General features: G+C 59.2%; 18 protein-coding genes and 1 riboswitch. Of the genes, 11 read left to right on the top strand and 7 right to left on the bottom strand.

Going from position 1 to position 23615, the window contains the following annotated elements:
* Window positions 1–8: 8 nt before the first annotated feature.
* The 4 genes from B1C80_RS26750 to B1C80_RS26735 form a co-directional block, all read right to left on the bottom strand.
* Window positions 9–2009 (bottom strand): TonB-dependent siderophore receptor, encoded by a 2001-nt coding sequence (locus B1C80_RS26750; RefSeq protein ID WP_077924270.1) that lies wholly within the window; start codon window positions 2007–2009, stop codon window positions 9–11.
* A 140-nt stretch (window positions 2010–2149) separates the two neighbouring features.
* Window positions 2150–2338: riboswitch (cobalamin riboswitch) on the bottom strand.
* Between the two features lie 80 nt (window positions 2339–2418).
* The gene (locus tag B1C80_RS26745) at window positions 2419–4644 is read right to left on the bottom strand and encodes a xanthine dehydrogenase family protein molybdopterin-binding subunit (protein WP_077924269.1); all 2226 of its coding nucleotides are present in this window, start codon (window positions 4642–4644) and stop codon (window positions 2419–2421) included.
* A 159-nt stretch (window positions 4645–4803) separates the two neighbouring features.
* On the bottom strand, window positions 4804–5832 hold the full coding sequence (locus B1C80_RS26740) for a xanthine dehydrogenase family protein subunit M (RefSeq protein ID WP_077924268.1): 1029 nt from the start codon (window positions 5830–5832) through the stop codon (window positions 4804–4806).
* 101 nt (window positions 5833–5933) lie between these two features.
* Window positions 5934–6458, bottom strand: coding sequence for a (2Fe-2S)-binding protein (locus B1C80_RS26735; protein WP_077924267.1), 525 nt, complete (start codon window positions 6456–6458; stop codon window positions 5934–5936).
* 192 nt (window positions 6459–6650) lie between these two features.
* On the opposite strand from B1C80_RS26735, the gene treY reads away from it, so the two are divergent.
* The 3 genes from treY (at window position 6651) to B1C80_RS26720 (ending at window position 10820) form a co-directional block, all read left to right on the top strand.
* The gene (treY, locus tag B1C80_RS26730; RefSeq protein ID WP_077924266.1) at window positions 6651–9365 is read left to right on the top strand and encodes a malto-oligosyltrehalose synthase; all 2715 of its coding nucleotides are present in this window, start codon (window positions 6651–6653) and stop codon (window positions 9363–9365) included.
* Window positions 9366–9492: 127 nt separating this feature from the next.
* Complete coding sequence (gene purE / locus B1C80_RS26725; RefSeq protein ID WP_077924265.1) at window positions 9493–9978, top strand: 5-(carboxyamino)imidazole ribonucleotide mutase; 486 nt, start codon at window positions 9493–9495, stop codon at window positions 9976–9978.
* Between the two features lie 14 nt (window positions 9979–9992).
* Window positions 9993–10820 carry a LysM peptidoglycan-binding domain-containing protein gene (locus tag B1C80_RS26720; RefSeq protein ID WP_077924264.1) on the top strand — a complete coding sequence of 276 codons (828 nt, stop codon included), beginning with the start codon at window positions 9993–9995 and terminating at the stop codon, window positions 10818–10820.
* A gap of 21 nt (window positions 10821–10841) precedes the next feature.
* Here B1C80_RS26720 and B1C80_RS26715 read toward each other — a convergent pair whose 3' ends face one another.
* A complete protein-coding gene (locus tag B1C80_RS26715; protein ID WP_236648942.1) occupies window positions 10842–11690 on the bottom strand; it encodes a DUF481 domain-containing protein in 849 nt (282 codons plus the stop codon).
* A 97-nt stretch (window positions 11691–11787) separates the two neighbouring features.
* Here B1C80_RS26715 and B1C80_RS26710 point away from each other — a divergent pair, with 97 nt between their 5' ends.
* From B1C80_RS26710 to B1C80_RS26675, 8 genes are all read left to right on the top strand, one after another.
* Window positions 11788–12756 (top strand): Gfo/Idh/MocA family protein, encoded by a 969-nt coding sequence (locus tag B1C80_RS26710; RefSeq protein WP_077924263.1) that lies wholly within the window; start codon window positions 11788–11790, stop codon window positions 12754–12756.
* Between the two features lie 27 nt (window positions 12757–12783).
* Window positions 12784–13941 (top strand): hypothetical protein, encoded by a 1158-nt coding sequence (locus B1C80_RS26705; RefSeq protein WP_077924262.1) that lies wholly within the window; start codon window positions 12784–12786, stop codon window positions 13939–13941.
* A 324-nt stretch (window positions 13942–14265) separates the two neighbouring features.
* Window positions 14266–15591, top strand: a complete 1326-nt coding sequence (locus B1C80_RS26700; protein ID WP_077924261.1) for a glycosyltransferase — start codon at window positions 14266–14268, stop codon at window positions 15589–15591.
* Window positions 15592–15630: 39 nt separating this feature from the next.
* Window positions 15631–16611, top strand: coding sequence for a cytochrome c (locus B1C80_RS26695; RefSeq protein ID WP_077924260.1), 981 nt, complete (start codon window positions 15631–15633; stop codon window positions 16609–16611).
* A 127-nt stretch (window positions 16612–16738) separates the two neighbouring features.
* Window positions 16739–17680, top strand: a complete 942-nt coding sequence (locus tag B1C80_RS26690) for a hypothetical protein (protein ID WP_077924259.1) — start codon at window positions 16739–16741, stop codon at window positions 17678–17680.
* Window positions 17681–17834: 154 nt separating this feature from the next.
* Window positions 17835–18932, top strand: coding sequence for a sensor histidine kinase (locus tag B1C80_RS26685; protein ID WP_236648941.1), 1098 nt, complete (start codon window positions 17835–17837; stop codon window positions 18930–18932).
* Between the two features lie 135 nt (window positions 18933–19067).
* Window positions 19068–20597: a PKD domain-containing protein gene (locus B1C80_RS26680; protein ID WP_236648940.1), complete on the top strand. Its 1530-nt coding sequence runs from the start codon at window positions 19068–19070 to the stop codon at window positions 20595–20597.
* Between the two features lie 298 nt (window positions 20598–20895).
* The gene (locus B1C80_RS26675; protein WP_077924258.1) at window positions 20896–21594 is read left to right on the top strand and encodes a VOC family protein; all 699 of its coding nucleotides are present in this window, start codon (window positions 20896–20898) and stop codon (window positions 21592–21594) included.
* 24 nt (window positions 21595–21618) lie between these two features.
* On the opposite strand, the gene B1C80_RS26670 is transcribed toward B1C80_RS26675, so the two are convergent.
* Both B1C80_RS26670 and B1C80_RS26665 read right to left on the bottom strand, forming a co-directional pair.
* On the bottom strand, window positions 21619–22410 hold the full coding sequence (locus B1C80_RS26670) for a LytTR family DNA-binding domain-containing protein (protein WP_077924257.1): 792 nt from the start codon (window positions 22408–22410) through the stop codon (window positions 21619–21621).
* 127 nt (window positions 22411–22537) lie between these two features.
* Window positions 22538–23608: a sensor histidine kinase gene (locus B1C80_RS26665; protein ID WP_077924256.1), complete on the bottom strand. Its 1071-nt coding sequence runs from the start codon at window positions 23606–23608 to the stop codon at window positions 22538–22540.
* Window positions 23609–23615: the final 7 nt, after the last annotated feature.

The raw sequence follows: 23615 nt of genomic DNA, 5'->3' as shown, positions 1-23615 counted from the left end.
GCGAAAAATTACCAGGTAAATCGAATACCCGCGTTGGCGTTTCGGCCGCGGGTGTTATAGCCGTATATGTCAAAGTAGGTGGTGTTGAGGCTGTTCCGAACGTCGGCATAGAGCCGGAGGTGGGGCGTCAGCTTGCCTTCGGCGTAGAGATCGATAGTAGTGTAGGCCGCCAGGGTTACGTTGTCGGTCCGGAAGGTTTCGTCGTTGTAGAACCGGTCGGTACGCGCGCCCACCGTACGGCCCGCCACGCTGACAAACAGCCGGGGCGTGAGCTGGTAGCCCAGGCTGATGTTAAGCTGGGTTCTGGGCCGCCGGAACAGGTTGTTGTACGTGGTATCCCGGCCGGCTGCCCGGGTGGTGACAGCGCCCGTAAGCAGGGTCAGGTTACCCGTTACCGACAGTCGGCTGAGCTGCGTCTGCGCTTCGAACTCCCAGCCGCGATCGTGCTGCCGGTCAAAATTGATATACCGGCCAAAAGGAGCCGTATTCAGCGACTCGAAAAAGATAGCCTGCTGAATTTGTCGGTCGAAGTAAACGGCCCTGACCCAGGCGTTCCGGCTTTTGCTGAACAGTTGCAGACCTACCTCCGTCGACCGGCTACGCTCGGGGCGGAGCGCCTTGTTGCCGTAGGGCGAGAAAAGCTGGTAGAGGGTAGGCGCCCGGAACCCCGACGATGCATTGATAAACACTTTGACGCGGTCCGCCAGCAGATAGGAGGGGTTGATCGAATAGGTGAACACGTTGCCGTAGAGCGAGTTGCGGTTGTAACGACCACCCAGCTCGACCGAGAGACCCCGGTAGGGCGTCAGGATGGCGGTGGCATACAGGCCCAGCTGCCCGATGCGGGCGGTGTCGGCTCCGATTGGGGGCGCTTCGTAGAGGCCGAACGAACTGATGGACCGGTAGGTCTGATCGGTGTTGCTGAACCGGTAGTCGGCCCCGGTCAGCAGTTCGCCCCAGCGCCCTACGGTCAGCGTATGGTAAGCTTCGGCGAAATGAGCCAGCCCGCCATAGGCCTGCTCCGAATACCGCTCCGACGCGTTGGGTTCGATGGCCGTCGAGTCGTTGCGGTAGGTACGGCGGCTGTCGCTGAGGCCGTAGTTGACCGTCAGCCTGCCGTGGTTATGCCGATAGTCGAAGCCCGTAGCCAGCTGCTTAAACTGATTGCGGTAGGTGAAGTCTTTCTCATCGGCAAAGGCACCGGCATCCAGATCTGCCGAAAAGGCGGTTGTGATGCCGCGCAGTTTCCAGCTAAGCCGGGGACTGACCTGCCAGCTCAGGTTGGCCAGCACCGCGTTTTGCCGGTAGCCGTCGGGGTCGAAAGCCTGCTGGCCGGTCCGGTCCGTAGCCGCCGAAAACCCCGCCGACGATAGCCGGGTGTACTGAACGGCGTAGGAGAGTTTATCGGTCTGTCCGGTCAGCCCCAGCGTTCCGCGAAACGTCTGGTAGGTGCCGTAGTTCAGCGAAGCCGTTACGCCCAGCGCTTTCCGGGCGTCTGCTTCGGTGCGGGCCTGCCGGGTCGAGATGCTGATGACTCCCGCTACGGCGTCGGCCCCATAGAGGGTAGACTGAGCGCCCCGCAGAATCTCGATACGCTCGCATTCACCCACCGTCAGCAGGTTCAGGTCGAAGGTGTTGGCCGTGCCCGACGGGTCGTAGACCGGAATGCCATCGAGCAGAATAAGGGTGTTCCCGGCCGACGCCCCCCGCAGGTAGATGTCGGGGTTAGTACCTAACGGACCGTTGGCGCCAACAATCTGGAGGCCGGCCTGCCGCGTCAGCAGCTCGCTCACCGACTGGGTGGCGTAGCGCTGCAGCACCGAGTCGGGTAGTACCGTTACGACTTTGCCCGTCTGGGATAGTTTCTGCCCGATGCGGTTGGCCGAAACGGTGACCGCGTCCAGTTGCAGGGCGCGTGCTAGGGGGGGAGTGGGGTTGTCTTGCGCCAGGGCGGGCAAGGCGGATGCGGCCCATACGACCGACATCAGGGTGGTAAACTTGCTCATCATTAATCGGATGGATTAAGTAATGAGCCGTCGGAAAGAGAAAATAAAAGACAGACAGGCCAAACGCCCATCGGTGACCGCCGGGCGGCCACGCCATTCTACCGAAAAACGTCTTTCATTCCCGGCTTTTTACCCGAAAGCTCGATCATGAATTCGCTGGCGGCAGGTCTTCTGGCTTGTTCTACCGGCAACGCCTTCCCGCTGGTGGCAGTGGCTTGTTGTTGTCGGCCTGGTACTAGAACTTACAGCTACGGGTATAGCCCCGGTTTTGCACCGGTGTTCCCTTTTAATTGCCCTTGTTGAGGGGGCAAACCGTAAACGTGGCCCAAAAATAAACACAGAAACGGTATTTGTTGGGTTTTATCCGACAAATACCGTTTCTTCTATAGACAATAAACTTCTATATGCCGATCTACAGCAGCCTGTCGAGCTGGATCGGTAGGTCGTGGATGCGCTTGCCGGTGGCGTGGAAAACGGCGTTGGCAACGGCGGCCGGCATGGCTACCAGACCCACTTCGCCCACCCCTTTTACCCCGAGCGGATTCACGATATCGTCGACTTCTTCGACAAAAATGACGTCGAGGTCGCGCACATCGGCGCAGACCGGAATGTGGTATTCGGCCAGGTTTTGGTTCATGTAGCGACCGTAGCGATGGTCCATGACACTTTCTTCCTGCAGGGCCGAGCTGATGCCCCAGACCATACCGCCGATGATCTGGCTGCGGGCCGTTTTGGGGTTCAGAATCCGACCGGCCGCTACGGCGCTTACCGCCCGCGTAACCACCACCGTTCCGAAATCTTCGTCGACTTCTACTTCGACAAAAGCGGCTGCGTGTGCGCTGCGCGAATAGTCTTTCTGTTTGAGCATGTTAGGCAGCGAGGTACCCGTTTCGCTGATGGCCCGGCCGCCGGTCTGGTCAACGATAGCCTGCAGCGGAACCGCTACACTGGGGTCGCGCCGGAGCCGGATGTGGCTGTTGGCGAAGAACACATCGGTGAAGTCGGCACTGGCCAGGGGCGAGCCGGGCATCTTTCTGGCCAGTTTAAAGAGCTTTTTGGCGAGCGCTTCGCAGGTGACTTTTACCGCCGATCCTACGGTGGCTGCGGTCCACGACCCGCCCTGGATGGGGGCCAGTGGCATATCGGTATCGCCGAGCCGGAAGATTACGTTTTCCAGGGGCATACCGAGCAGCTCGGCCGCAATCTGGGTCATAATCGTATAGGTGCCGGTGCCGATGTCGGCGGTAGCGCTGCTGACACGCAGTTTTCCATTCACGGTCAGTACGGCCTCGGCGCGGGCGGGTACCTGGTTGGCGTCCCAGATACCGGTTGCCATGCCCCAGCCGATGAGCGTATGGCCCCGACGCATGGAGCGGGGTTCGGGCGTACGGTTGCTCCAGCCAAATCGTTCGGCTCCCTGGGTAAAGCAAGCCCGCAGTTCTTTACTCGAGAAGGGCTTATCTTTCTCGGTCCAGTCCTTTTCCGAATAGTTTTTGAACCGGAAGTCGAGCGGGTCGATACCGGCGTTGTAGGCGAGTTCGTCGATGGCGCATTCGATGGCGTGAACTCCCGTTACGCCACCCGGTGCGCGCATGTCGAGGGGCGAATACATATCCAGCGACTTTACCTTGTAGCTCAGCGTTGAGTTGGCGCAGTCGTAGAGCTTACCTGTCCAGTTCACCACGGTTTCGGTATAATCTTCAAACTGCGAGGTTTCGGCAATGGCTTCGTGCTCTACCGCGGCCAGCGTACCGTCGGGGTTGGCGGCCAGCCGGATGTTCTGTACGGTGGCGGGGCGGTGGCCAAAGCTCCACATCTGCTGGCGGGTCAGCGATACCCGAACCGAGCGTTCCAGCGCGCGGGCCGCCATAACGGCCAGAAACAGCTGATACTGCGGCCGTAGCCCCGACCCGAACCCACCCCCGACATAGGGCGATATGACCCGCACCTGGTCGAACGGCAGGTTGAAGGCCTGCGTAACATACAGCTGGCTGTTGGTAGCGCCCTGCGTTTTGTCGTAGATGGTGAGGTGGCCGTTGCGGCCGTACTCCACCGTGGTCGCAAACATCTCCATGGGGTTGTGATGCTGCATACCATGAATGTACCGGGCCGACATGCTGACCGGCGCATTGGCATAGGCCGCTGCCGAATCGCCCCGGGGTTTGGGCGGGAGCGGTTTCAGCAGATTGGCCACGCCCGACTCCGGGTCGCGGGCTTCGTGCAGGTGTTTGAGCAGATCAGTTTCGCAGGGTTCAGCGTCGTAGTCGACCTCAACCAGTGTGGCGGCATAGCGGGCTACCTCGAAGGTGTCGGCCACGACCAGCGCAATGGGCTGACCGTTGTACTTCACCTGGTCGTTGTGCAGCGGCCGGAAAGGCGAACCCGGTGGGGAATCCTGGTCTTTGTAACTCATGTCGAACCAGGCCGTTTTGGGACGGTTCTTATGGGTGAATACCTCCAGAACGCCATCAAGAGCCAGCGCTTTGCTGGTATCGATACGGGTAATGGTGCCTTTGGTGATGGTGCTCGACACAACGACGCCGTAGGTCAGGTCAGGCACGTTAAATTCAGCGGCATACTTAGCCTGCCCGGTCACTTTTTCAGGACCGTCGACGCGGCTTATGGGTTTTCCGATCATAAGATAAAGAGTAGATGGATGATTTGTTTGGCGTATGGGTACATCCCCGTTAGTGGTCGAAGACCCTAAGGGTGGATGTACCCGCGTGTCGATTTACCACCGCCTTACCACCGCCAGGGTCTTCGACCACTGACGGGGTACTAACGGTGGTACAGACCGTTACTCTACCGCACCATTATCCAATCCGCTTTTCAGTACGGCCCGGATGATGGCGCGGTGGGCCAGCTCGATTTTGAAGTCGTTATGACCGTAACCGCGGGCACCGGCCAGCAGCGCGTCGGCCACGGGACGGATCGTTTCGGGCGAAAGCGTTTTGCCGATCAGGAGCTGCTCGGCTTCGGACTTACGCCAGGGCTTATGGGCCACTCCGCCGAGGGCAATGCGGGCGTCGCGGACAACATCGCCGTCCATCTCCAGTCCTACGGCCACCGATACGAGGGCGAAAGCATAGGACGATCGGTCGCGCACTTTTATATATGTGTAATGATCCGGGAACCCGCGGGCGGGCAGGTCGATGGCCGTGACCACTTCGCCGGGCTGGGTCGTATTGTCGCGCCAGGGTTCGGCACCGGGTAGCCGGTGAAAGTCAGCCATGGGAATGCTGCGGTCGCCGTTGGGGCCGGTAACCTGCACCACGGCGTCGAGTGCGGTCAGGGCTACGGCCATGTCGGATGGGTAGGTGGCCACACAGGACGACTGTCCATTGGTGTCGTCGGTTGTACCCAGGATGGCGTGGATTCGGTTGTAGCCTCCATAAGCCGCGCAGCCGCCCGGCCCGTTGTTGGTAGCGGCCCGTTTGTTACACGGCATGGAGGTGTCGTAGAAGTAATAGCAGCGGGTTCGCTGAAAGAGGTTGCCGCCGTTCGTAGCCATATTCCGCAACTGGGGCGAAGCACCGGCCAGGATCGTCTGCGACAGGAGCGGATACCGCTGCTCGACCAGTGGGTGATAGGCCGTGTCGGCATTGGTGACGAGGGCGCCCAGCCGCAAACCGCCGTCGGGTAGTTCGTCGATGGTGCTGAACGGAAGCCGGTTGATGTCGATAAGCTGGGCGGGCCGCTCCACGTTCTCCTTCATCAAATCGATGAGGTTGGTGCCGCCCGCAATGATCCGGCTTCGGCTGCTCCCGGCCAGCTCGTTGACCGTATCCGCCAGCGACGCAGGCCGACTGTATGCAAATGGATTCATAAGTATGTTGAGTTTGCGTGTACGGTATATTGGTTTCCTGGCCGTGGTCTTACCGCTCTTATCACCACGGTGGCACAGCGCCGACCGCAGGGACCACGATCTTACCGGTCTTTGTTCATTACCTCCTGAATGGCATCGACGATGTGGGGATAGGCTCCGCACCGGCAAAGGTTGCCACTCATCAGCTCGCGAATCTGATCGGCTTTGTTTTCGACTTTGCCTTCGTTCAGCATACCAACCGCCGAACAGATCTGACCGGGCGTGCAGTAGCCGCACTGAAAGGCGTCATGGTCGATAAACGCCTGTTGCAGTGGATGAAACTGCCCCGTGGCGGAGTCGGCTAAGCCCTCGATGGTGGTGATGGCATGGTCTTCGTGCATGACGGCCAGGGTCAGGCAGGCGTTCACCCGCTTTCCGTCGATCAGTACCGTACAGGCCCCGCACTGGCCGTGGTCGCAGCCTTTTTTGGTGCCGGTCAGGTTGGCGTATTCGCGGAGGGCGTCGAGGAGGGTTGTCCAGGGTGCGAGCCTGAACTGACGTTTTTTGCCGTTGATAGTCAGCTCGATAGGCCGGGTGGCGGGCAGGGCGTCGGGCGCGTTGGCCACGGGCAGCGTTTCCGTTAGCATAGGGGATGAGTAGTCGGGTTGATAAGAGTCAAACCAGCGTAGCCCCGAATGAACACGGGTATATTATTGTGCGGGACAGATTCGCGCCGGGCAACGCTAAAATCCAACACAAGTCCGGGGCTGCGTGTTGTAGGGTAAGGGGCTCCGGTTCGTTGGCTCCCTCCTCAACGGTTGTTTAACAGACTCAACATTATGTATAACCCGGTCTCTACGTACCGCTTTCAGTTCAACAGCACCTTCACGCTCAGCAAGCTCGACCGCCTTTTGCCCTATCTCGAAGCCCTGGGTATCAAAACCATATACGGGTCGCCGATCTACGTATCGACTCCGCAGAGTTCGCACGGGTACGATGCCGTAGACCCCACCCGCATCAATCCCGAAATAGGTACGGAAGCCGAGTTGCGCGCTATTAGCGAGCGGCTTCGGGCGGCCGGCATGGGCTGGTTTCAGGATATCGTGCCTAACCACATGGCCTACCATCCGACCAACGAATGGCTGATGGACATGCTGGAGAAAGGCGGTATGTCGCGCTACGCCCGCTTTTTCGAAACATCGCTGAGCAGCTCGTTCTTTCGGGGTCGTATCGAAGCACCTTTTCTGCCCGGCCCGCTCGATCAGAGCATTGCCGACGGGGCGCTGACGCTGGCCTATGTCGACGATCGGCTGGTGCTTCAGGTGCAGGGCAACACGCTGCCACTCAATCCGGGGGGCTATGCGAAAGTTATACGAGCCGGGGCGGGTGAGCCCAATACGGCCCTCCAGCAGTTGCTCGACCTGATCGATCAGCTGAAACATAACGACGAACCGGAAGCCTACGCGGTGGCCTGGGATGAGTTCCGGCAGCAGCTGGTGGCGCTGATGAAAAATGAAGCTACGGCGACCTATATACAATCAGCTATCGATCAGATCAACGAATCCTCGGAGTTGATGACCGACCTGGCCACCAGCCAGTATTATCAGTTCCGGACCGAACCGGAAACGCGACGGGAGATGAACTACCGGCGGTTTTTCACCGTAAACGGGCTGATCTGCCTTAACATGCGCGACCAGGCTGTCTTTGATGCGTACCATGCGCTCACCAAGCGACTGGTCGACGAGGGCCTGTTTCAGGGGTTGCGGGTCGACCATGTCGATGGTCTTTATGACCCGACGCAATACCTCGACCGGCTGCGGGAACGAATGGGGCCTGACACGTACCTGATCGTCGAGAAAATCTTGCAGGCCGACGAAGACATGCCCCACCACTGGCCCATCGAAGGGGCATCGGGCTACGAGTTTCTGGCTATGGTCAACAACCTCCTGACCGACACCCGCAGCGAACCGGCTTTCCGGGCGTTCTACCGGCAGCTGGTCGGCAACGAAACGTCGGTACACGATCAGGTTCGGGACCGCAAGGCGTTTTTTCTGGCGCAGTACATGGGCGGAGAACTCGATAATCTGTACCATTATTTCCGGTCGCTGAATCTGGCTGACGAAGCTGCCCTGGCTCAGCTGCGCGAGGGCCAGCTGAAACAAACCATCGGGGAGGTGCTGGTACGCTGTCCCGTTTACCGGTACTACGGCAACCAGTTGCCCCTGCCGACCGACGAAGCCAACGCCCTGCGCGCTATTCTGGCCGAAACGCTCGAGAAACGACCCGAACTGACCGACGCGGCTGCGCTGCTCGACGACGTTCTGCTGACCCGCCCCCAAACGGCCGATGCGGATTATAACGGGCGCGCCCGGCGGTTCTACCAGCGGCTGATGCAGTTTTCGAGTCCGCTCATGGCCAAGGGCGTTGAGGATACGCTGCTCTATACCTACAACGCTTTCGTGGGTCATAACGAAGTGGGCGACGCGCCCGAGCGGCACGGTATGCGGCCCGACGCCTTCCACCAGCTCATGCAGCACCGGCAGCAGCACTGGCCACTGGCCATGAATACGACCACGACCCACGATACCAAACGGGGCGAGGACGTGCGGGCCCGGCTCAACGTGCTGACCGATCTGTCGGACGAATGGCTGACCGAGGTGCAGCAGTGGCTGGCGATACTGGCCGAAACAAACTCCAGCGCCGATGCGTATGCCGGTGTGCCCGATGCGAACGATGCGTACTTTATGCTGCAAAACATGATTGGCGGCTATCCCATGCCCGGTCAGCACGACGACGACTTCCGGAACCGCTTCGGGCTGTACATGGAAAAAGCGCTTCAGGAAGCCAAACGCCATACGACGGGCTGGACGGTTGAGGAGACTTACCACGAGGGAATCCGGCGGTTTATTGACCGGATGTTCGATCAGCAGAGCGAGTTCTGGCAGCGGTTCGAGCCGTTTCACCGGCGCGTGGCCGACCTGGGGGTGCTCAACTCCCTGGTACAAACTACGCTGAAATGTACCTGTCCCGGGGTGCCCGATGTGTACCAGGGGGCCGAAAACTGGGATTTGAGCCTGGTCGATCCCGACAACCGCCGACCCATCGATTTTGACCGTCGACTGAGGTTCCTCGACGCGCTTGGCGAACCCAGCTCCGCCGACTGGGCCGACCTCTGGGCCAACCGGTTCGACAGTCGTATCAAGCTGGCGCTGCTCCGGACGCTGCTGCATCTCCGGCGTGAGCACGAAACGCTGTTTGCCGAGGGTGCCTATCTGCCGTTACCCGTAGCGGGTACGTATAGTGACCACGTGCTGGCCTTTGCGCGGCAGCTGGATACCGACTGGTGCGTGGTTGTCGTGCCGCTGCACGTAGCCCAGCTGGTTCGGCAACAGCAGCAGCCCGATGCCCGGCTGCTCGACTGGCAGGACACCCGCATCACCCTGCCTGCCGACGCCCCCTCTAGCTGGACAAGCCGCCTGACGGGCGAGTCCGTATCGGAGCTATCTCTGCAAACCCTGTTCCGCGCCCTGCCCATATCGGTGTTGACATCGTAGGGCCCGGTCCGTTGTTACGGCGACCCCTCGCGTCTCTACAGGCAATCCGATAAAAATTAGGGGCCTTTCTGTCATACTGTGCCGCAATCTGCGTTATTTCGCAGACAGTCAACTTTATCCACCCCCAATGGTAGGTATTATCATGGGCAGCCTCTCCGATCGAAACGTGATGCAGGAGGCCGCCGACATTCTGAACACCCTGGGCGTTGCTTACGAAATGGACATCGTTTCGGCACATCGCACGCCCGAAAAAATGGTCGACTACGCCCAGAGCGCCCGGGATCGCGGGCTGCGCGTGATCATAGCCGGGGCGGGCGGGGCCGCTCATCTGCCCGGTATGGTAGCGTCGCTGACTACCCTGCCCGTTATTGGTGTACCGGTCAAATCGAGTAACTCCATCGATGGCTGGGACTCAGTGCTGTCGATTCTACAGATGCCCGCGGGCGTTCCGGTAGCGACAATGGCCCTCAACGGGGCCCGCAACGCCGGTATTCTGGCTGCGCAGATCATCGGTACCGCCGACGAGACGGTGGCGCAGAACCTGGCCCGGTTTAAAGAAGAGCTGAAAGCAAAAGTGGCCGAAATGAGCCAGCAGCTGCTGGCAACCAAGTGAAAACGAACAAGGCTATGGAAGAACAACCCAAAAATCCCCGGCCTACGGGCAGTAACAGTTTGCCGGCGCTGACTCTGGTCGTGCTGGTGGGGCTGATTGCTGCTCTGCTGTACGTAGGCTACGATTATTTTGTCGACAATACCGACGGCTCCGACGAGCTGACCAATGTGGCGCTGGACACGACCTCGCAGCAGCCCCTGGCGCAGACCGATCCGGACATGCTGATGGCTCCCGAAGAAGTCGATACCTCGTCGCAGCCCGCGCCGGTCGATCTGTCGCAGGCCGAGCCGCCTGCCGGGGTGGCCGATGCCAGTGCCCAGCCCGAAGAAGTGGCCGAAGACAACCGCGAAACCACGGCCGGCAAACCCGCTCCGGCCGACGAGAAGCCGGCAGCCGCTGCGCCGAAGCCCGAAAAACCAGTCGAGAAACCGAAGGACGAGAAGCCGAAAGACGAAAAGCCTAAGGAAGAGAAAAAGGTAGAAAAGCCGAAGACCGAAGTGGCCGTCGTGGAGAAGCCTAAAGTGAAACCCGGGGGCGTTACCAACACGCATACCGTCGGGTCGGGCGAGACGTTCTATGGGGTGGCCAACCGCTACAACATGAAGATCAACACCCTGAAAGAGCTGAACCCGGGCGTTACGGAGCAGCAGATCAAGGCCGGCGTGACCAAACTGAACGTGAAGGTCATGGCCGTCCATACGGTCGGGCCGGGCGACGTGCTGCGGGTGGTGGCGCAGAAATACGGCGTCAGCAAGGAAGCCCTCATGCGGGCCAACCGAAAAGACAAGGACATAGCCACCCGGGGTGAGAAACTAATCATCCCCTTCCCCGAAAAACAGTAACGATAGGCGGCCATTGGTCGCCTATTTTCGTTCGTAGACGAGCCCGGCCGTGAAGCGCAGGTCGTTGTTCTGACGGCCGGGGGCCACGACGCTCTCGTAGGCATTGGCCAGCGACGAGCGCAGACTGATAACGGTATTCAGCTTGATGGACAGGCTCAGGCTGGCATTCCAGCGAACGTTCCGCTGGTTGAGGGCGGGCTGGTAAAAAGCCGTATGCGTCAGGGTCCAGCGGTCGCTCCCGAAGGTGTATTCGCCAAACAGCCGCGTCGAATTCCGGATGACGTTGATGTTGGCCAGCTCGACAAAATTGGTGTACTCCTGCAGCACCACGTTGGTAACCGACAGATAAGCCCGTTTGCGGTCAACGAGTTTGTAGCCGGCCCCGCCCGCAATGGTCCAGCGGTGGCTGATCTGCCGCAGGTTACTGCGCTCGTAGGAGCCGAAGGCCAGGTAATACAGGCGTTTTTCGGGTCGGTACGTAGCCCGGAAATCGCCGAACCATTCGCGCTCGGCCAGGATGCCGTTCTGCCGCCCGTATACAAACGAGGGGGTGGTCGATAGTTTGAACAGATTGCTCAGCTGATAATCGACAGCGCCCGCCAGCTGCACCAGCGCCCGGTTGATGTTGCCGGCCGTGAGGGTCCCGTCGGCCGCCAGGCGATATCGGACAATCCGGGTAACCGGTTTGGGGGCGGCTGGAGCGGGCGTTTTGGCCAGTGTGCTGTCGGTCTGAACCGAATCGGCGGTGGCCTGGGTACTGTCGGGCGTAGAGGGGCGAAGCGGGTCGGGCTGTTCCACAATCTGGGCCAGGGTCAGGATCGGGCTCAGTAAGAAAACAAGCAGGAGAAGCAGATAATGACGTTTTTTCACAACGGAAGCCAATGGTACAGGCCGCAACTTAGGAAAAAAGGATAAATTCAGCCGGTAAAACCTATCGACTGAAGATTCAGCACTAACCCTATTCGTTATGACCCGCTGGGGAATTCTGGGACCCGGGCGCATCGCCCACAAATTTGCGCAGGACCTGCTAACCGTACCCGACGCACAACTCTACGCCGTAGCGTCTACCGATCAGCAGCGGGCCGAGGCCTTTGCCGGGCAGTATGGCGCTCCGCATGCACTCGATAGCTACGAAGGCCTGCTGACGTTACCCGATCTGGACGTGGTTTACGTGGCTACCCCCCACGTTAAACACTATGAAAACGTGATGATGCTGCTCAACGGGGGCATCCCTGTGCTGGGCGAGAAGCCATTCGCCATGAACAGCCAGCAGGTGCAGACAATGGTCGATACGGCCCGGTCGAAGTCGGTTTTTCTGATGGAAGCGTTGTGGAGCCGGTTCATGCCGGTCCTGCTGCGGGCCAAACAGCTCGTCGACGACGGCGCCATCGGAACGGTTACGGGCGTGCGGGCCGATTTCGGCTTTGCGGCTCCGTTTACGCCCGACGGCCGGCTATACAACAAGGCACTGGGGGGCGGCTCGCTGCTCGATATCGGTATTTATCCGCTGTTCTGGTCGTACCTGATGCTGGGTATGCCGGCTTCGATCAAAGCCTCGGCAACGTTCGGAACAACGGGCGTTGACGAACAATGCGGCATGGTGCTGACCTATCCCAACGGCGAACTGGCCCTGCTGGATAGCACCCTGCGTACAAAAACGCCCTGCGAAGCATTCATCCACGGTACCGAGGGGCAGATTCGCGTACACGGCCGCTGGCACGAAACCGAGGGGCTTACGCTGGTGCGGAACGGACACGAACCCGAAACGTTTACAGCTGCCCGTTCGACCTTCGGCTACGAGTACGAAGCCCAGCACGTGATGCAGTGTCTGCGCGACGGCCGTACCGAAAGCCCCCTCTGGTCGCTGACCGACAGCCTGAACCTGATGAGCCTGCTGGACAGCGTTCGGGCCGAGGCCGGTATAGTTTACGAATAACGTCTGGTCTCTACTCAACCTGTTATCATGCTCCGCCTATTTCCTCTGTTCATGGCCCTGCTGGCTTCGTGGCCCGCGCTGGCTCAATCCTGGAAACCGTATCACGAACTCGGCGACCTGTACCCATCCTATGCCATAGCGGTGGCGAACCTGGTTCCTGATGAAGACAAACGGGCCTACTCGCTGGGCGATCCGAACGGGTTTATGGGCATTACCCTGACCACGAACCAGCCCAACACGAAGGTGCGGCTGGAACTCCGCTCCGACGATGCCCTGAACCTGTTTGCGCCCGTGGTGCTGGAGGTTACGGCTCCCGAAGCGGGCCAGGAGTATCTGATAACGCCCCTGATCCCGTTCAGCCCCAACCGGCTGGCCGCGCTGCGGCAGGCTACAACGACCTATGTTACCTACCATGTAACCATCAACGACCAGCCCCAGCCGCCCCGTACCGAACGGCTCCGCGTCCGGTCCATCAACGACTGTCCGTTTGCGGTGGTCGGCGATGACGACGAGCTGGCTATCGACTTCATGTTTGCGGCTTATGTGAACGAAGACCACCCCTGGATTCAGGAACTCCTCCAGGAAGCTCTGCGTAAAAAATACGTCGATGCATTTGTTGGCTACCAGGCCGGACCGAGCGCCGTTTACCGGCAGGTGGCGGCTATCTGGCGGGTGTTGCAGGAGCGGGGTATTCGGTACAGCAGCAGTCCGGCGGTCGTTCCGGTGCAGAAAGGGGTTGCCTCGCAGCCGGTTCGGCTCATCGACGACATGGCGCAGTATACCCAGGCCAACTGTGCCGACGGCTGTGTGCTGCTGGCGTCGGTGCTGCGCCGGGTGGGGCTGAACCCTACGCTGGTGGTGGTGCCGGGGCACATGTTTCTCGGCTTCGACCTCGACGATGACGGTGAACAGCAGGCGTATCTGGAAACAACGCTCCTGGGGGCCGACACCCGCCGAACCGCCATCCAGAACAATGCGCTTTATAAAACCCTGCTGAACGGCCAGGCCACGCTGGGTGCGCAGCTGGCCATGAAGTCGTTCGTGGCGGCTGTCGAAGCCGGCAACCGTACGTTTGTCAACCACCAGGATTCGATCGAGAATGAAGAAACGGGCTATGCGCTGGTCGATATCGGGGTAGCGCGTGCGGCCGGTATCGTGCCCATTAGCTACGTTGCTCCGAAGTAGCTGGTAGTCTTTTAAAAATCAGCAGGATGTATATAAAAACAGCCGGGCTAGAAGCCTGGCTGTTTCCGTTAACACCCCAATATCAGTTCACACTGATGGTCCTACACTTTTCTTTTAGCCTTACCTGTTTTGTTGTGGAGCAAAGGTGCGTAACAAGCGTAAGAGGGAAATTAGGAGATGGTTAGAAAACGATTAGAAATTACTGGCACTGGTATAAGCCGCTGAAAATAACGGTTGACTGGCCGCTTTTTCCTGTTCATCGGGGAAGGGGTTGAGCGCAGGGGGGGCGTTGGACAACTTTGTTCCACCAAACAACGACTACTCATGACAACACCCCCACGCATCCTCTTTGCCACCATGCCGATGGATGGCCATTTCAGCCCCCTGACGGGCCTTGCCGTTCACCTTCGCGAACTGGGCTACGACGTCCGCTGGTACGTAGGCGGACACTACGGCGACAAGGTAAAGAAACTGGGCCTGCACCACTACCAACCTGTTCGGGCCAAAACCGTCAATCAGGAGAACCTCGAAGCCCTGTTTCCCGAACGGTCGGCCATCAAAGGCACCGTAGCCCGCCTGCGCTTCGACATCAGCCAGGTGTTTCTGCTGCGCGTACCGGAGTTTATCGACGACCTGCGCGAGATTCACGCCCGCTGGCCGTTCGACCTGATCGTTCATGACGTGGCCTTTATGGCTGGGTCGTTCCTGCAGGAGCTGTTGCCGGTCAAAGCCGTTGCCGTTGGGGTGGTGCCGCTGGCCGAATCGGACGAGCTGGTGCCGCCTTCGGGTATGGGCAAGCTACCCGCCAAGGGGATGGTGGGGCGCTGGCTGCAGAGCCTGTCGCGGTTTGTTGTACAACGGATTCTGTTCAAGCCCTGCAACGACCTGCACAACGAGCTTCGCCAGCAGTACGGCTTGCAGCCGGTGCCGGGCTTCATGTTCGACACCATGGTTCGGTCGGCCGATCTGTACCTGCAGAGCGGGGTGCCGGGCTTCGAGTTTCCGCGCAAACGCATCAGCCCGAACGTTCGGTTCGTGGGGCCGCTGCTGCCTTACAACTCGGGCCGGAAACAGCCGTTCGAGTATGCCGCCAAAGCGCTGAGCTACAAACGGGTTGTGCTGGTAACGCAGGGCACCGTAGAACGAAACGTAGAGAAAATCCTCGTTCCGGCGCTGGAGGCCTTTAAGAACGATCCGTTAACGCTGGTCATTGCCACAACGGGCGGCTCGCAGACCGACGAACTCCGCCGGCGATTTCCGCAGGACAACCTCATCATCGACGATTTTATCGATTTCAACGCCGTCATGCCCTATGCGCATGTGTACGTGACCAACGGAGGCTACGGGGGCGTTATGCTGGCTCTGCAACACCAGCTGCCGGTCGTGGCGGCCGGGGTTCACGAGGGTAAAAACGAAATCGCAGCCCGCATCGGCTACTGCCAGGTCGGAATCGATCTGAAGACCGAAACGCCCAGCTCGGCGCAGATTCAGAAGGCGGTTCATACGGTGCTGGCCGATGGGCACTACCGCCAGGCCGTGCATACGCTGGGCCTCGAGTTCAGCGCCTACCAGCCTAACCAGCTGGCCGGGCAGTATATCCAGGCGCTGACCGGGACCCCGGCCGCATCGGCTACGCTGGTTAGTTACTAGTTTCTGTCTAGGCCAACGATCCTCTTTCACCCGAAAATCATGAAAAAACTGCTCAAACTAACCGGTCTGTTCCTGGGTGGGCTGCTGCTGATGGTAGCTGGCTTCTGCGCCTACGTGGCCCTGTCGGGGGTACCTACCTACGATCCGCCAACGATTCCGGAGCTATCCGTCGAACGTACGCCAGCGCGCATTGCCCGGGGCGAAGTCATAGCCCAGATTCAGTGCGCGGCCTGCCATGCCGACCGCGACAACCGGCTCACGGGTAAACACATGGCCGATGTACCGGCTATGTTCGGAAAAATCTACACCAAAAATATTACCCAGGACAAACAGAAAGGTATCGGTAGCTGGACCGACGGTGAGATCCTCTACTTCCTGCGGACGGGCGTTCGGCGCGACGGTTCCTTTGCGCCCATTATGCCGCAGTACCCCAACATGGCCGACGAAGACCTGAAAGCGGTGGTGGCCTGGCTGCGCTCAGACCGGTTCCCGGTGCAGCCGTCGAGCCGGGAAGCGCCCCCTTCCGAACTGAGCTTTGTCTCGAAACTGCTGACCCATACGCTGATGAAACCGCTGCCGTATCCGCAGCAGCTGATCGCTTTCCCCGACAGTACCAACCCCATTGCGCTGGGTCGCTACACGGCCGATGCCATCGGCGACTGTTACGCCTGCCATTCGGGCGATCTGATCGACCAGGATAAAGTACATCCCGAAAAAACCAAGGGGTATTATGGGGGCGGTATCGAGATGACCGGCGACGGAGGACAGCCGATTATCACGGCCAACCTGACGGCCGATCAGAAAACCGGCGCCGTGGCCCGATATACCAAAGAGCAGTTTATCCGGATGGTAAAAGCCGGGGTTCGTCCCGACGGGAGCGTAATCAGATACCCGATGGAGCCCAAACCGATGCTGTCGGACCGGGAAGTCGGCGCCATTTACGAGTACCTGAAAACGGTGCCCAAAATCCAGAACGATATCGCCCGGAAAACCGCGGAACTGCAGCTGGCGAAGAAGTAAACGAGTTGCGTCTGTTCAAACCCGCTATGATTCGGTTCATGGCGGGCTTTTTCCGTTTCGGCAGGTCGGGTATTGGGCCAGCGCCCGCCACCGCCCACTTTTGCAGCAACCCAAACAACATCTACCCATGACACCCCGCAATGCGACCCTGCTGCTGCTGGCTGGCGCTACGCTCTGGCTGGCGGCCCGCCCCGCTGACGTACTGACCGAGCTGAAACTGACCACCGAAGCGGTACACGATCAAACATTTTATCAGCTAACGACCGAAGCCGCGTCGGTCGATCTGCCTTACGAAGCCCGCCAGGTTGGCAAACGGCTGTCGGTCAGTGCCCGTACCTCGGCGGTTCGGGCCATGGGGGCTGTAGTTCGGACCTATGTTCAATCGGCCGGGTTCCGGAGCCGCTACGATCGCTGGCTACAGGAGCAGTACCAGGTCAGCGATCAGCAGACCGCCGACGCCCGCCAGACGGGACAGACCTCCATGGCCAATGTTCGCGCCCTGGCCGACCAGCAGGTAGGGCAGACCAACGCGGCCTTTGCGCAGATGCCACCGGCTACGCTGGCCATGATGCTTCAGCAACAGATGACCCAGCTGCAGCAGCAGATTGCCGACGCCGATGCACCCGCCAAAGCCGCCCTGACCCGCGACCTGATGGTCTTGCGGCAGCTACAGCCGCTGGCAACTACCAAACCGGCCGAGTTCAAAACGCAGTACATGGCTTTCCTGAACCGGTACATGGCCCGCCAGATGAGCCACGGGCTGGACAACGAAGAAACGCGCCTGGCCGACAGCAAAGCCAAAGCCGCCGATTACCGCAGCCGTCTGGCGCAGTACCAGGCCAACGCCAATCCCAACCCGCTCCTCAAAAAACGGCTGGCGGCATTCGTCGCCCTGGCCGAGTCGGTAGATTTCGATGCGAAGGTCAGTCGACAGGGCGATAAGCTGGAATTTGTCCGGGCCGACTACCGCCAGCAGTCCGACGACTGGAAACTGCTCTACCGGATCGGTCGCGAGCCGGTGATGGCGGCCCGCGACATGGCCCGCGCCTGGCTGAAGGATTTGTCGTAAAGAACTGACTCCGAATCGGTTCGGTTTCTTCAACCTGCCAGCGGGCCGGAGGGAGTACACCACGGCTGGGCGTAGTGACCGATTATGAAGTATAGTTGAGTACCTGACCAGGGGAGTCGTATATTTAACCTGCCTGACTTAAAGCCTTAACCCCTTGGATACTGTTAACGATAAATGGCTGCGTGTGATCGGCATTACGCTGCTGTTTCTGATGAGCGTACTGGGCAACGGCTTCCACGAGCAACCGCTGACGGGCTTTGTCCTGCTCCGTATGCTGATCAGCCTCGTGTCGATTACCGTTACCTGGCATGTGATCCGGGCGCTGATCATCTATTTCCGACGGCGGTTTTTTGCCAGACACGACACCGGCAAGCGATTGCTCCTGACGTTTCTGGCCGGTAGTATAGCCAGTACCGTTATTACCTGGATAACCAGTGCGCTACGGTACCTGGCGCTGCATGGTAACCTGGACAACTTCCGGGATTCGGGGCAGATGGCCAGCATAACGGTCAACAAAATGACCATTGCGCTGAATCTGTACGGGTTCGACTTTGTGCAGGCCACCACGAACTTCATTTTCTTTCAGGCCATTTACGAAACGCTGTTCTTTGCCCGGGATTCGTCGCAGTACCAGAAACGGCTCAAGCAGGCCGAGGTCGAGAAAGAAAAGCTCCGGACCGCCAATCTGCAAAGCCAGCTCGATGCGCTCAAGCAGCAGGTCAATCCCCACTTTCTGTTCAACAGCCTGAACGTACTCGACTCGCTCATCGAAGAGGACCCGAAGCAGGCCCGCGTTTTCCTCGACGAGCTGAGCACGGTCTATCGCTACCTGCTGCGCTCGAACGACCAGCACCTAACCGAACTCGACTCTGAACTGGCCTTCATTCAGTCGTACTACCATCTGCTCAAAACCCGCCACGGCTCGGGCCTGACCATGAACGTAAACGTCGATGCGCGCTACCAGACCTACCGGCTGCCTCCCCTGACGCTGCAACTGCTGGTCGAAAACGCGGTTAAACACAACGTCGTTTTGCCCGATCAGCCGCTGATAATCAACATACAAACCGATGCGCAGGCGCAGCTACAGGTGCGGAATAACGTACAGCGTAAGACTGTACGGGTGGCGTCGACCGGCGTCGGCCTGTCGAACATCTGGTCGAAGTACCAGATGCTGAACCTGCCCGAGCCAACCATCCGCGAAGATGAAGGGCAGTTTGTGGTGACGCTGCCGCTGGTTGGCGCTACGCCTTAGGACCGCCTGCCCGCTAACGTTTGCCGAAAAAGCCGCTTCACCAGCGGCTTTTTCCGTTTCAGCCGACTGCTGGTTTCGGAGCCCAACGGGGCCGGATACTTTTGGGCAGGTAAACACAAATCACCCCTCTTTTTTATGAAAACCAGTCAATACATCGCCCTGAACATTCCCGTTCCTGTTGCCTCGCTTGCTGTCTCGTACGCATCGAGATTCGTATTTATCGCCCTGATAGCCAGTCTGTTTCTGATGACAGGCTGTAAGAAAGATACCGAAGTAACGCCAGGCGGCTCGGTCGTGGCCAACGCCGGGCCCGACCAGTCGGTGCAGGTTGGGCAGCTCGTTACCCTCGATGGCGCCGGTTCGCTCGACAGCGATGGCAAGCCGCTGACCTACCAGTGGACCCTGATCCGTCGACCCGCCAAAAGCAGCGCAGCGCTGAGCAGCCCCGCCACCGCCAAACCGACTTTCAGACCCGACGAGGTAGGGGAGTACGAGCTGGAGCTGACCGTTACGAGCGCCAACGGCAAAAGCACCGACAAGGTAATCGTGGCGGCTTCGGTGGCCGAGCCAATCGCCATCAGCGCCAACATCACGGTCAAAACCGTGCTGGTCGACCGGATCGTCAACCCCGACCTGCCCGACTATATTGTGACCAAATCCGTCGATGTCAGCCATGAACTGACCATCAACCCCGGCGTGGTTATCGCCTTCGAACGCGACGTACGTCTGAACGTGAATGACAACGGCGGCCTGCTCATCGCCAAAGGCGAGCCCGAGCGAAAAATCAGGTTTGTTGGGGTGCAGAAAATCAAAGGTTACTGGCTGGGTATAGCGCTCTATTCGGGCAGCAACGCCAACCTGATGGAATACGTAGAGGTGATGCATGCGGGAAGCCGGCCTATCTACAGCACCACCAAAGCGGCCCTGTTCCTGTCGGGCGGCAGCCGGGCCCAGATAGCGTTGAAAAACAGCCTGTTTACCCAGAACGACGGCTATGGGGTTTACGTCTACGACGGCGGTATCCTGCGCGAGTTCGAGAAGAATACGTTTACCAGCCATACCGAAGCAGGTATGCTGCTGGATGCGGAAAACGTGCGGAAGCTGGATGCGGCCTCGACCTTCACGGGGGGGAACGGCCGAAACGTAGTCGAGGTCACGCCCTCCTCGGTCAACGGCACCAACGAGGTAACCTGGATGGCCTTCGCCGACAAAACGCCTTACCGCATCAATGGGGAGTTCACGATCAATACGGGCTTCCGGCTGAGTCCGGGGGTTACGATGGAAATGAACCGCGACGCCGTTATTCGGGTCAACAGCAGTGGGTACCTGAGTGCCAAAGGAACGGCTACTGAGAAAGTCGTGCTGACGGGTGCCGAGCGCACGGCCGGGTACTGGCGGGGCCTCATCTGCTACTCGCAGGATTCGAAAAACGTACTCGAAAACGCCGAAGTAACCAATGCCGGCAGTGGCATCATTGTGTCGGGTAAAAAGGCGAATGTGGCCATCTACGGCACAAAAGCGGCCATGACGATCCGCAACACCCGCATCAGCGGCAGCGGTGGCTACGGCGTCTTCGTGAGCTACGGCGCATCGGCCAACACCGACCTGATGACGGTCAATACCTTCGAAACCAACGCTCAGACCAACGTGCTGATCGAGAAATAACCGGATCAACGAAACAGGCCAGGCGCTGCCCTTACGGGTGGTTCCTGGCCTCTTTATTTCCGCCACCCGTGCCCGTGTCCCCACGGACACCTATGCGTCAGCCGGAAAACCCCTCCGGTCAGGTCGCGGACTACGCGTCCCGGTGAGGACACCGCGACGGGTGGGTGCGATGACTTCACTTCATCCGTGGTTTTCGGCGCTTCATCTGGTAACTCATTGATAGCTGGCGCCCAAAGGCTGATCTTTACTATAGTAAACAACTCCTAAACAGGCTGTCGCGCAGGCTGCCTCTTCCCTTATGAAACTCCTTGATCTTGATCTGTACACAACCGATCTGACCGCCACCCGGCACTTTTACGTTCGTCGGCTGGGCCTGCCCGTCCTGTCGCGCTCGTATGACCACCTGACCCTGATGATCGGCTGGACCCGACTGACCTTTCACCTGACCAATCGACCCGTAGCGCCGTACCACCTGGCGATCAACGTACCCCGTAGCTCGCTCGATGTGGTCATGTATTATTTCGATCTGGATTATCTGGATACCGACAGACCGGACAACATCATCGCCGATTTGCCGGACTGGCGCGCTAAAGCCTGCTACTTCTACGATGGCACGGGTAATCTGCTGGAGTTTATTGCCCGTACGGACCTGCCGCTCGACGATCCGAACCTGACCATCAATGACCTGTTTCAGGGCGTGAGCGAGATCGGCATCGGCACCGAAGACGTAGCCAGTACCGCCTGTCAGCTCCAGCGCCGGTTTGGGGTACCGCCTTTCAGCCGGTCGGCACCCACGGCCGATTTCACGGCGCTGGGCGACGATAACGGCCTGTTTATTCTGTCAAAAGTGGGGCGCAACTGGCTGTTTACCAGTACACCGGCGGGACTTAACTACTGCCGGGTCCGGTTCGTGAATGAGCCGGGTGGGGTGGTGCATGAAATGACGTCGTACGAGGTGAACCAGCTGCCGATCGGTAAAGTCGTGTCGGCGTTGTAAGCGCAAGTGAGTGTACAGGTACACTTACTTGCCCATCCATTTCTTAAAATCAGTGGCCCGTTCGCGGCTGACCAGAACTTCGTCGTCGGGGCTGGGTTTCAGGGTCAGTTTCAGTTTGTTGTTGAAGTAGGGGTGGATTTGCTGTACGGAATTGATATCGACAATAAACTGACGGTTGGCCCGGAAAAACTGGCCGGGATCGAGCATCGACTCCAGCTCATCGAGGGTATAGTCGACGGAGAATTTCTGGTTGCTGCGGGTGCGGAACAGGCTCACCCCTTCTTCCGAATAGAAATAAGCGATATCGCTCACTTCGATGGGTACCCACTGCGACAGATGCCGGACCAGGAACCGGCGCCGGTGTTCGGTGGGGGCTACCTGTTTGCGGAGCTGCTGCACCAGGGCGTCGATGGATACCTGCGGGGTGGGGTCGGTGGCGGCTCCACTGCTGAGCCGCCGGTGTTTTTCGAGGCTGGCTTCCAGCTCCTGCCGTTTGATGGGTTTCAGCAGGTAATCGATGCTGTTGACTTTAAAAGCCCGCAGCGCGTATTCGTCGTAGGAGGTTGTAAAAATGACCGGCGCCGTAACGGTCGTCTGCTCGAAGATTTCGAAGCTCTGCCCATCGGCCAGTTCAATATCCATCAGAATCAGATCCGGCGCCGAGGGCTGGCCGGGTGCGTTGGCCTCGAGCCAGCTGACCGAAGCTCGTACGCTGGCGGCTGTGCCCACAACGTGCAGGGTAGGGTCAACGTCCTGTAGCAGTTTGGTCAGCTTGCGGACGGCTAATTCTTCGTCTTCGATAATAAGTACATTCATGGTCAGCAAGGGTTTACGCAAAAGAGGTAAAGACTAAAAATACGGTACGGGCCAATGCCGGAGCAACCTGACTCGCGGCCAACCCGCAGAAACAGGCACTGAACCCACCCAAACGCAGCATCAGCCGTCAGGCTTCGCTGAGCAGGGTGGTTTGGCCGAGCAGGGGCAGCGTTACCGTAAACTGCCCGTTGGTTTCTTCAATATGCACGGCTGATCGGCTCAGCAATCGGTATTTAGTGGTAATGTTAGCCAGCCCGACGCCGTTCGACAAGACGGTCTGGCGGTCGGTGCGGGCCGGTTTGCGCTGCAGGTTGTTGCTAACGACCAGGCAACCGGCCGAATTGGTGGCCAGGCGGATGTGCAGCGGCTGATCGGCCGAGACAATATTATGCTTGATGGCATTCTCGACCAGCAGTTGCAGCGTCAGGGGCGGTATGCGGGCGTCCAGCCAGGTATCGGCCACGTCGATCTGCATGGTCAGGCCGTTGCCGTAGCGGGTGCGCTGCAGATGGAAATACGACCGGATAAATCGCAGTTCGGTAGCCAGGGTGGTCAGCTCGTCGGTGTTGTTCTGAAGCAGATAGCGGTATACGCTGGCCAGCTCCGCTACGAACTCTTCGGCCCGCCCGGGGTCTTCGTCGATCAGCGACGAGAGCGAGTTGAGGCTGTTGAACAGAAAATGCGGGCTGACCTGCTGTTTAAGTCCGTCGAGCTGGCTTTGCAGGTTGGCTTTTTTCAGTTTCTCGGTTTCGTTCAGCGCCTGCGACCAGCGCTCGAAGGTATAGACGCTCTCATGAATGACGTTCACGATCACGTTGCCAACCACGCTCAGCAGCAGCGCCCGTTGGAGCCGCCCCGGATCGAACGTATAACCCGGAAAACCGATCCAGTCGTAGCCGTAAAAGAACAACAGGACGACAAGCCAGCTCATCACCACATGAGCCAGCAACGACAGCAGCATCCGTTGCCAGGTTTGGCGAATGGCTGGGAGCCGCTGGCGGAAGTAGAGAGCCGGTATCGCGTGCAGAAAGTAAAGGGGTGTCAGAACCAGTACGATGCTGAGCGTGGCGTAGACGAACACATCGAGCCGCCGGACATAGGTCGCGCCGAACAACAGGTAGTTGAAGAGCAGGTAGTAACAGGGCAGCACGCCTAACGCAATCAGATTGTCTCGTCTGGTATAGGCCGTCGTCTTCATGGTCGGG

Origin of the sequence: Spirosoma sp. 209, assembly GCF_002006735.1 — a bacterium.
GTDB classification, from domain to species: domain Bacteria; phylum Bacteroidota; class Bacteroidia; order Cytophagales; family Spirosomataceae; genus Spirosoma; species Spirosoma sordidisoli.
This window is presented reverse-complemented; position numbering and strand designations above follow the sequence as displayed.

Coding starts and splice junctions, on each gene's coding strand:
- B1C80_RS26750 (WP_077924270.1), bottom strand. CDS start 2,009: ATGATGAGCAAGTTTACCACCCTGATGTCGGTCGTATGGGCCGCATCC.
- B1C80_RS26745 (WP_077924269.1), bottom strand. CDS start 4,644: ATGATCGGAAAACCCATAAGCCGCGTCGACGGTCCTGAAAAAGTGACC.
- B1C80_RS26740 (WP_077924268.1), bottom strand. CDS start 5,832: ATGAATCCATTTGCATACAGTCGGCCTGCGTCGCTGGCGGATACGGTC.
- B1C80_RS26735 (WP_077924267.1), bottom strand. CDS start 6,458: ATGCTAACGGAAACGCTGCCCGTGGCCAACGCGCCCGACGCCCTGCCC.
- treY (WP_077924266.1), top strand. CDS start 6,651: ATGTATAACCCGGTCTCTACGTACCGCTTTCAGTTCAACAGCACCTTC.
- purE (WP_077924265.1), top strand. CDS start 9,493: ATGGTAGGTATTATCATGGGCAGCCTCTCCGATCGAAACGTGATGCAG.
- B1C80_RS26720 (WP_077924264.1), top strand. CDS start 9,993: ATGGAAGAACAACCCAAAAATCCCCGGCCTACGGGCAGTAACAGTTTG.
- B1C80_RS26710 (WP_077924263.1), top strand. CDS start 11,788: ATGACCCGCTGGGGAATTCTGGGACCCGGGCGCATCGCCCACAAATTT.
- B1C80_RS26705 (WP_077924262.1), top strand. CDS start 12,784: ATGCTCCGCCTATTTCCTCTGTTCATGGCCCTGCTGGCTTCGTGGCCC.
- B1C80_RS26700 (WP_077924261.1), top strand. CDS start 14,266: ATGACAACACCCCCACGCATCCTCTTTGCCACCATGCCGATGGATGGC.
- B1C80_RS26695 (WP_077924260.1), top strand. CDS start 15,631: ATGAAAAAACTGCTCAAACTAACCGGTCTGTTCCTGGGTGGGCTGCTG.
- B1C80_RS26690 (WP_077924259.1), top strand. CDS start 16,739: ATGACACCCCGCAATGCGACCCTGCTGCTGCTGGCTGGCGCTACGCTC.
- B1C80_RS26680 (WP_236648940.1), top strand. CDS start 19,068: ATGAAAACCAGTCAATACATCGCCCTGAACATTCCCGTTCCTGTTGCC.
- B1C80_RS26675 (WP_077924258.1), top strand. CDS start 20,896: ATGAAACTCCTTGATCTTGATCTGTACACAACCGATCTGACCGCCACC.
- B1C80_RS26670 (WP_077924257.1), bottom strand. CDS start 22,410: ATGAATGTACTTATTATCGAAGACGAAGAATTAGCCGTCCGCAAGCTG.
- B1C80_RS26665 (WP_077924256.1), bottom strand. CDS start 23,608: ATGAAGACGACGGCCTATACCAGACGAGACAATCTGATTGCGTTAGGC.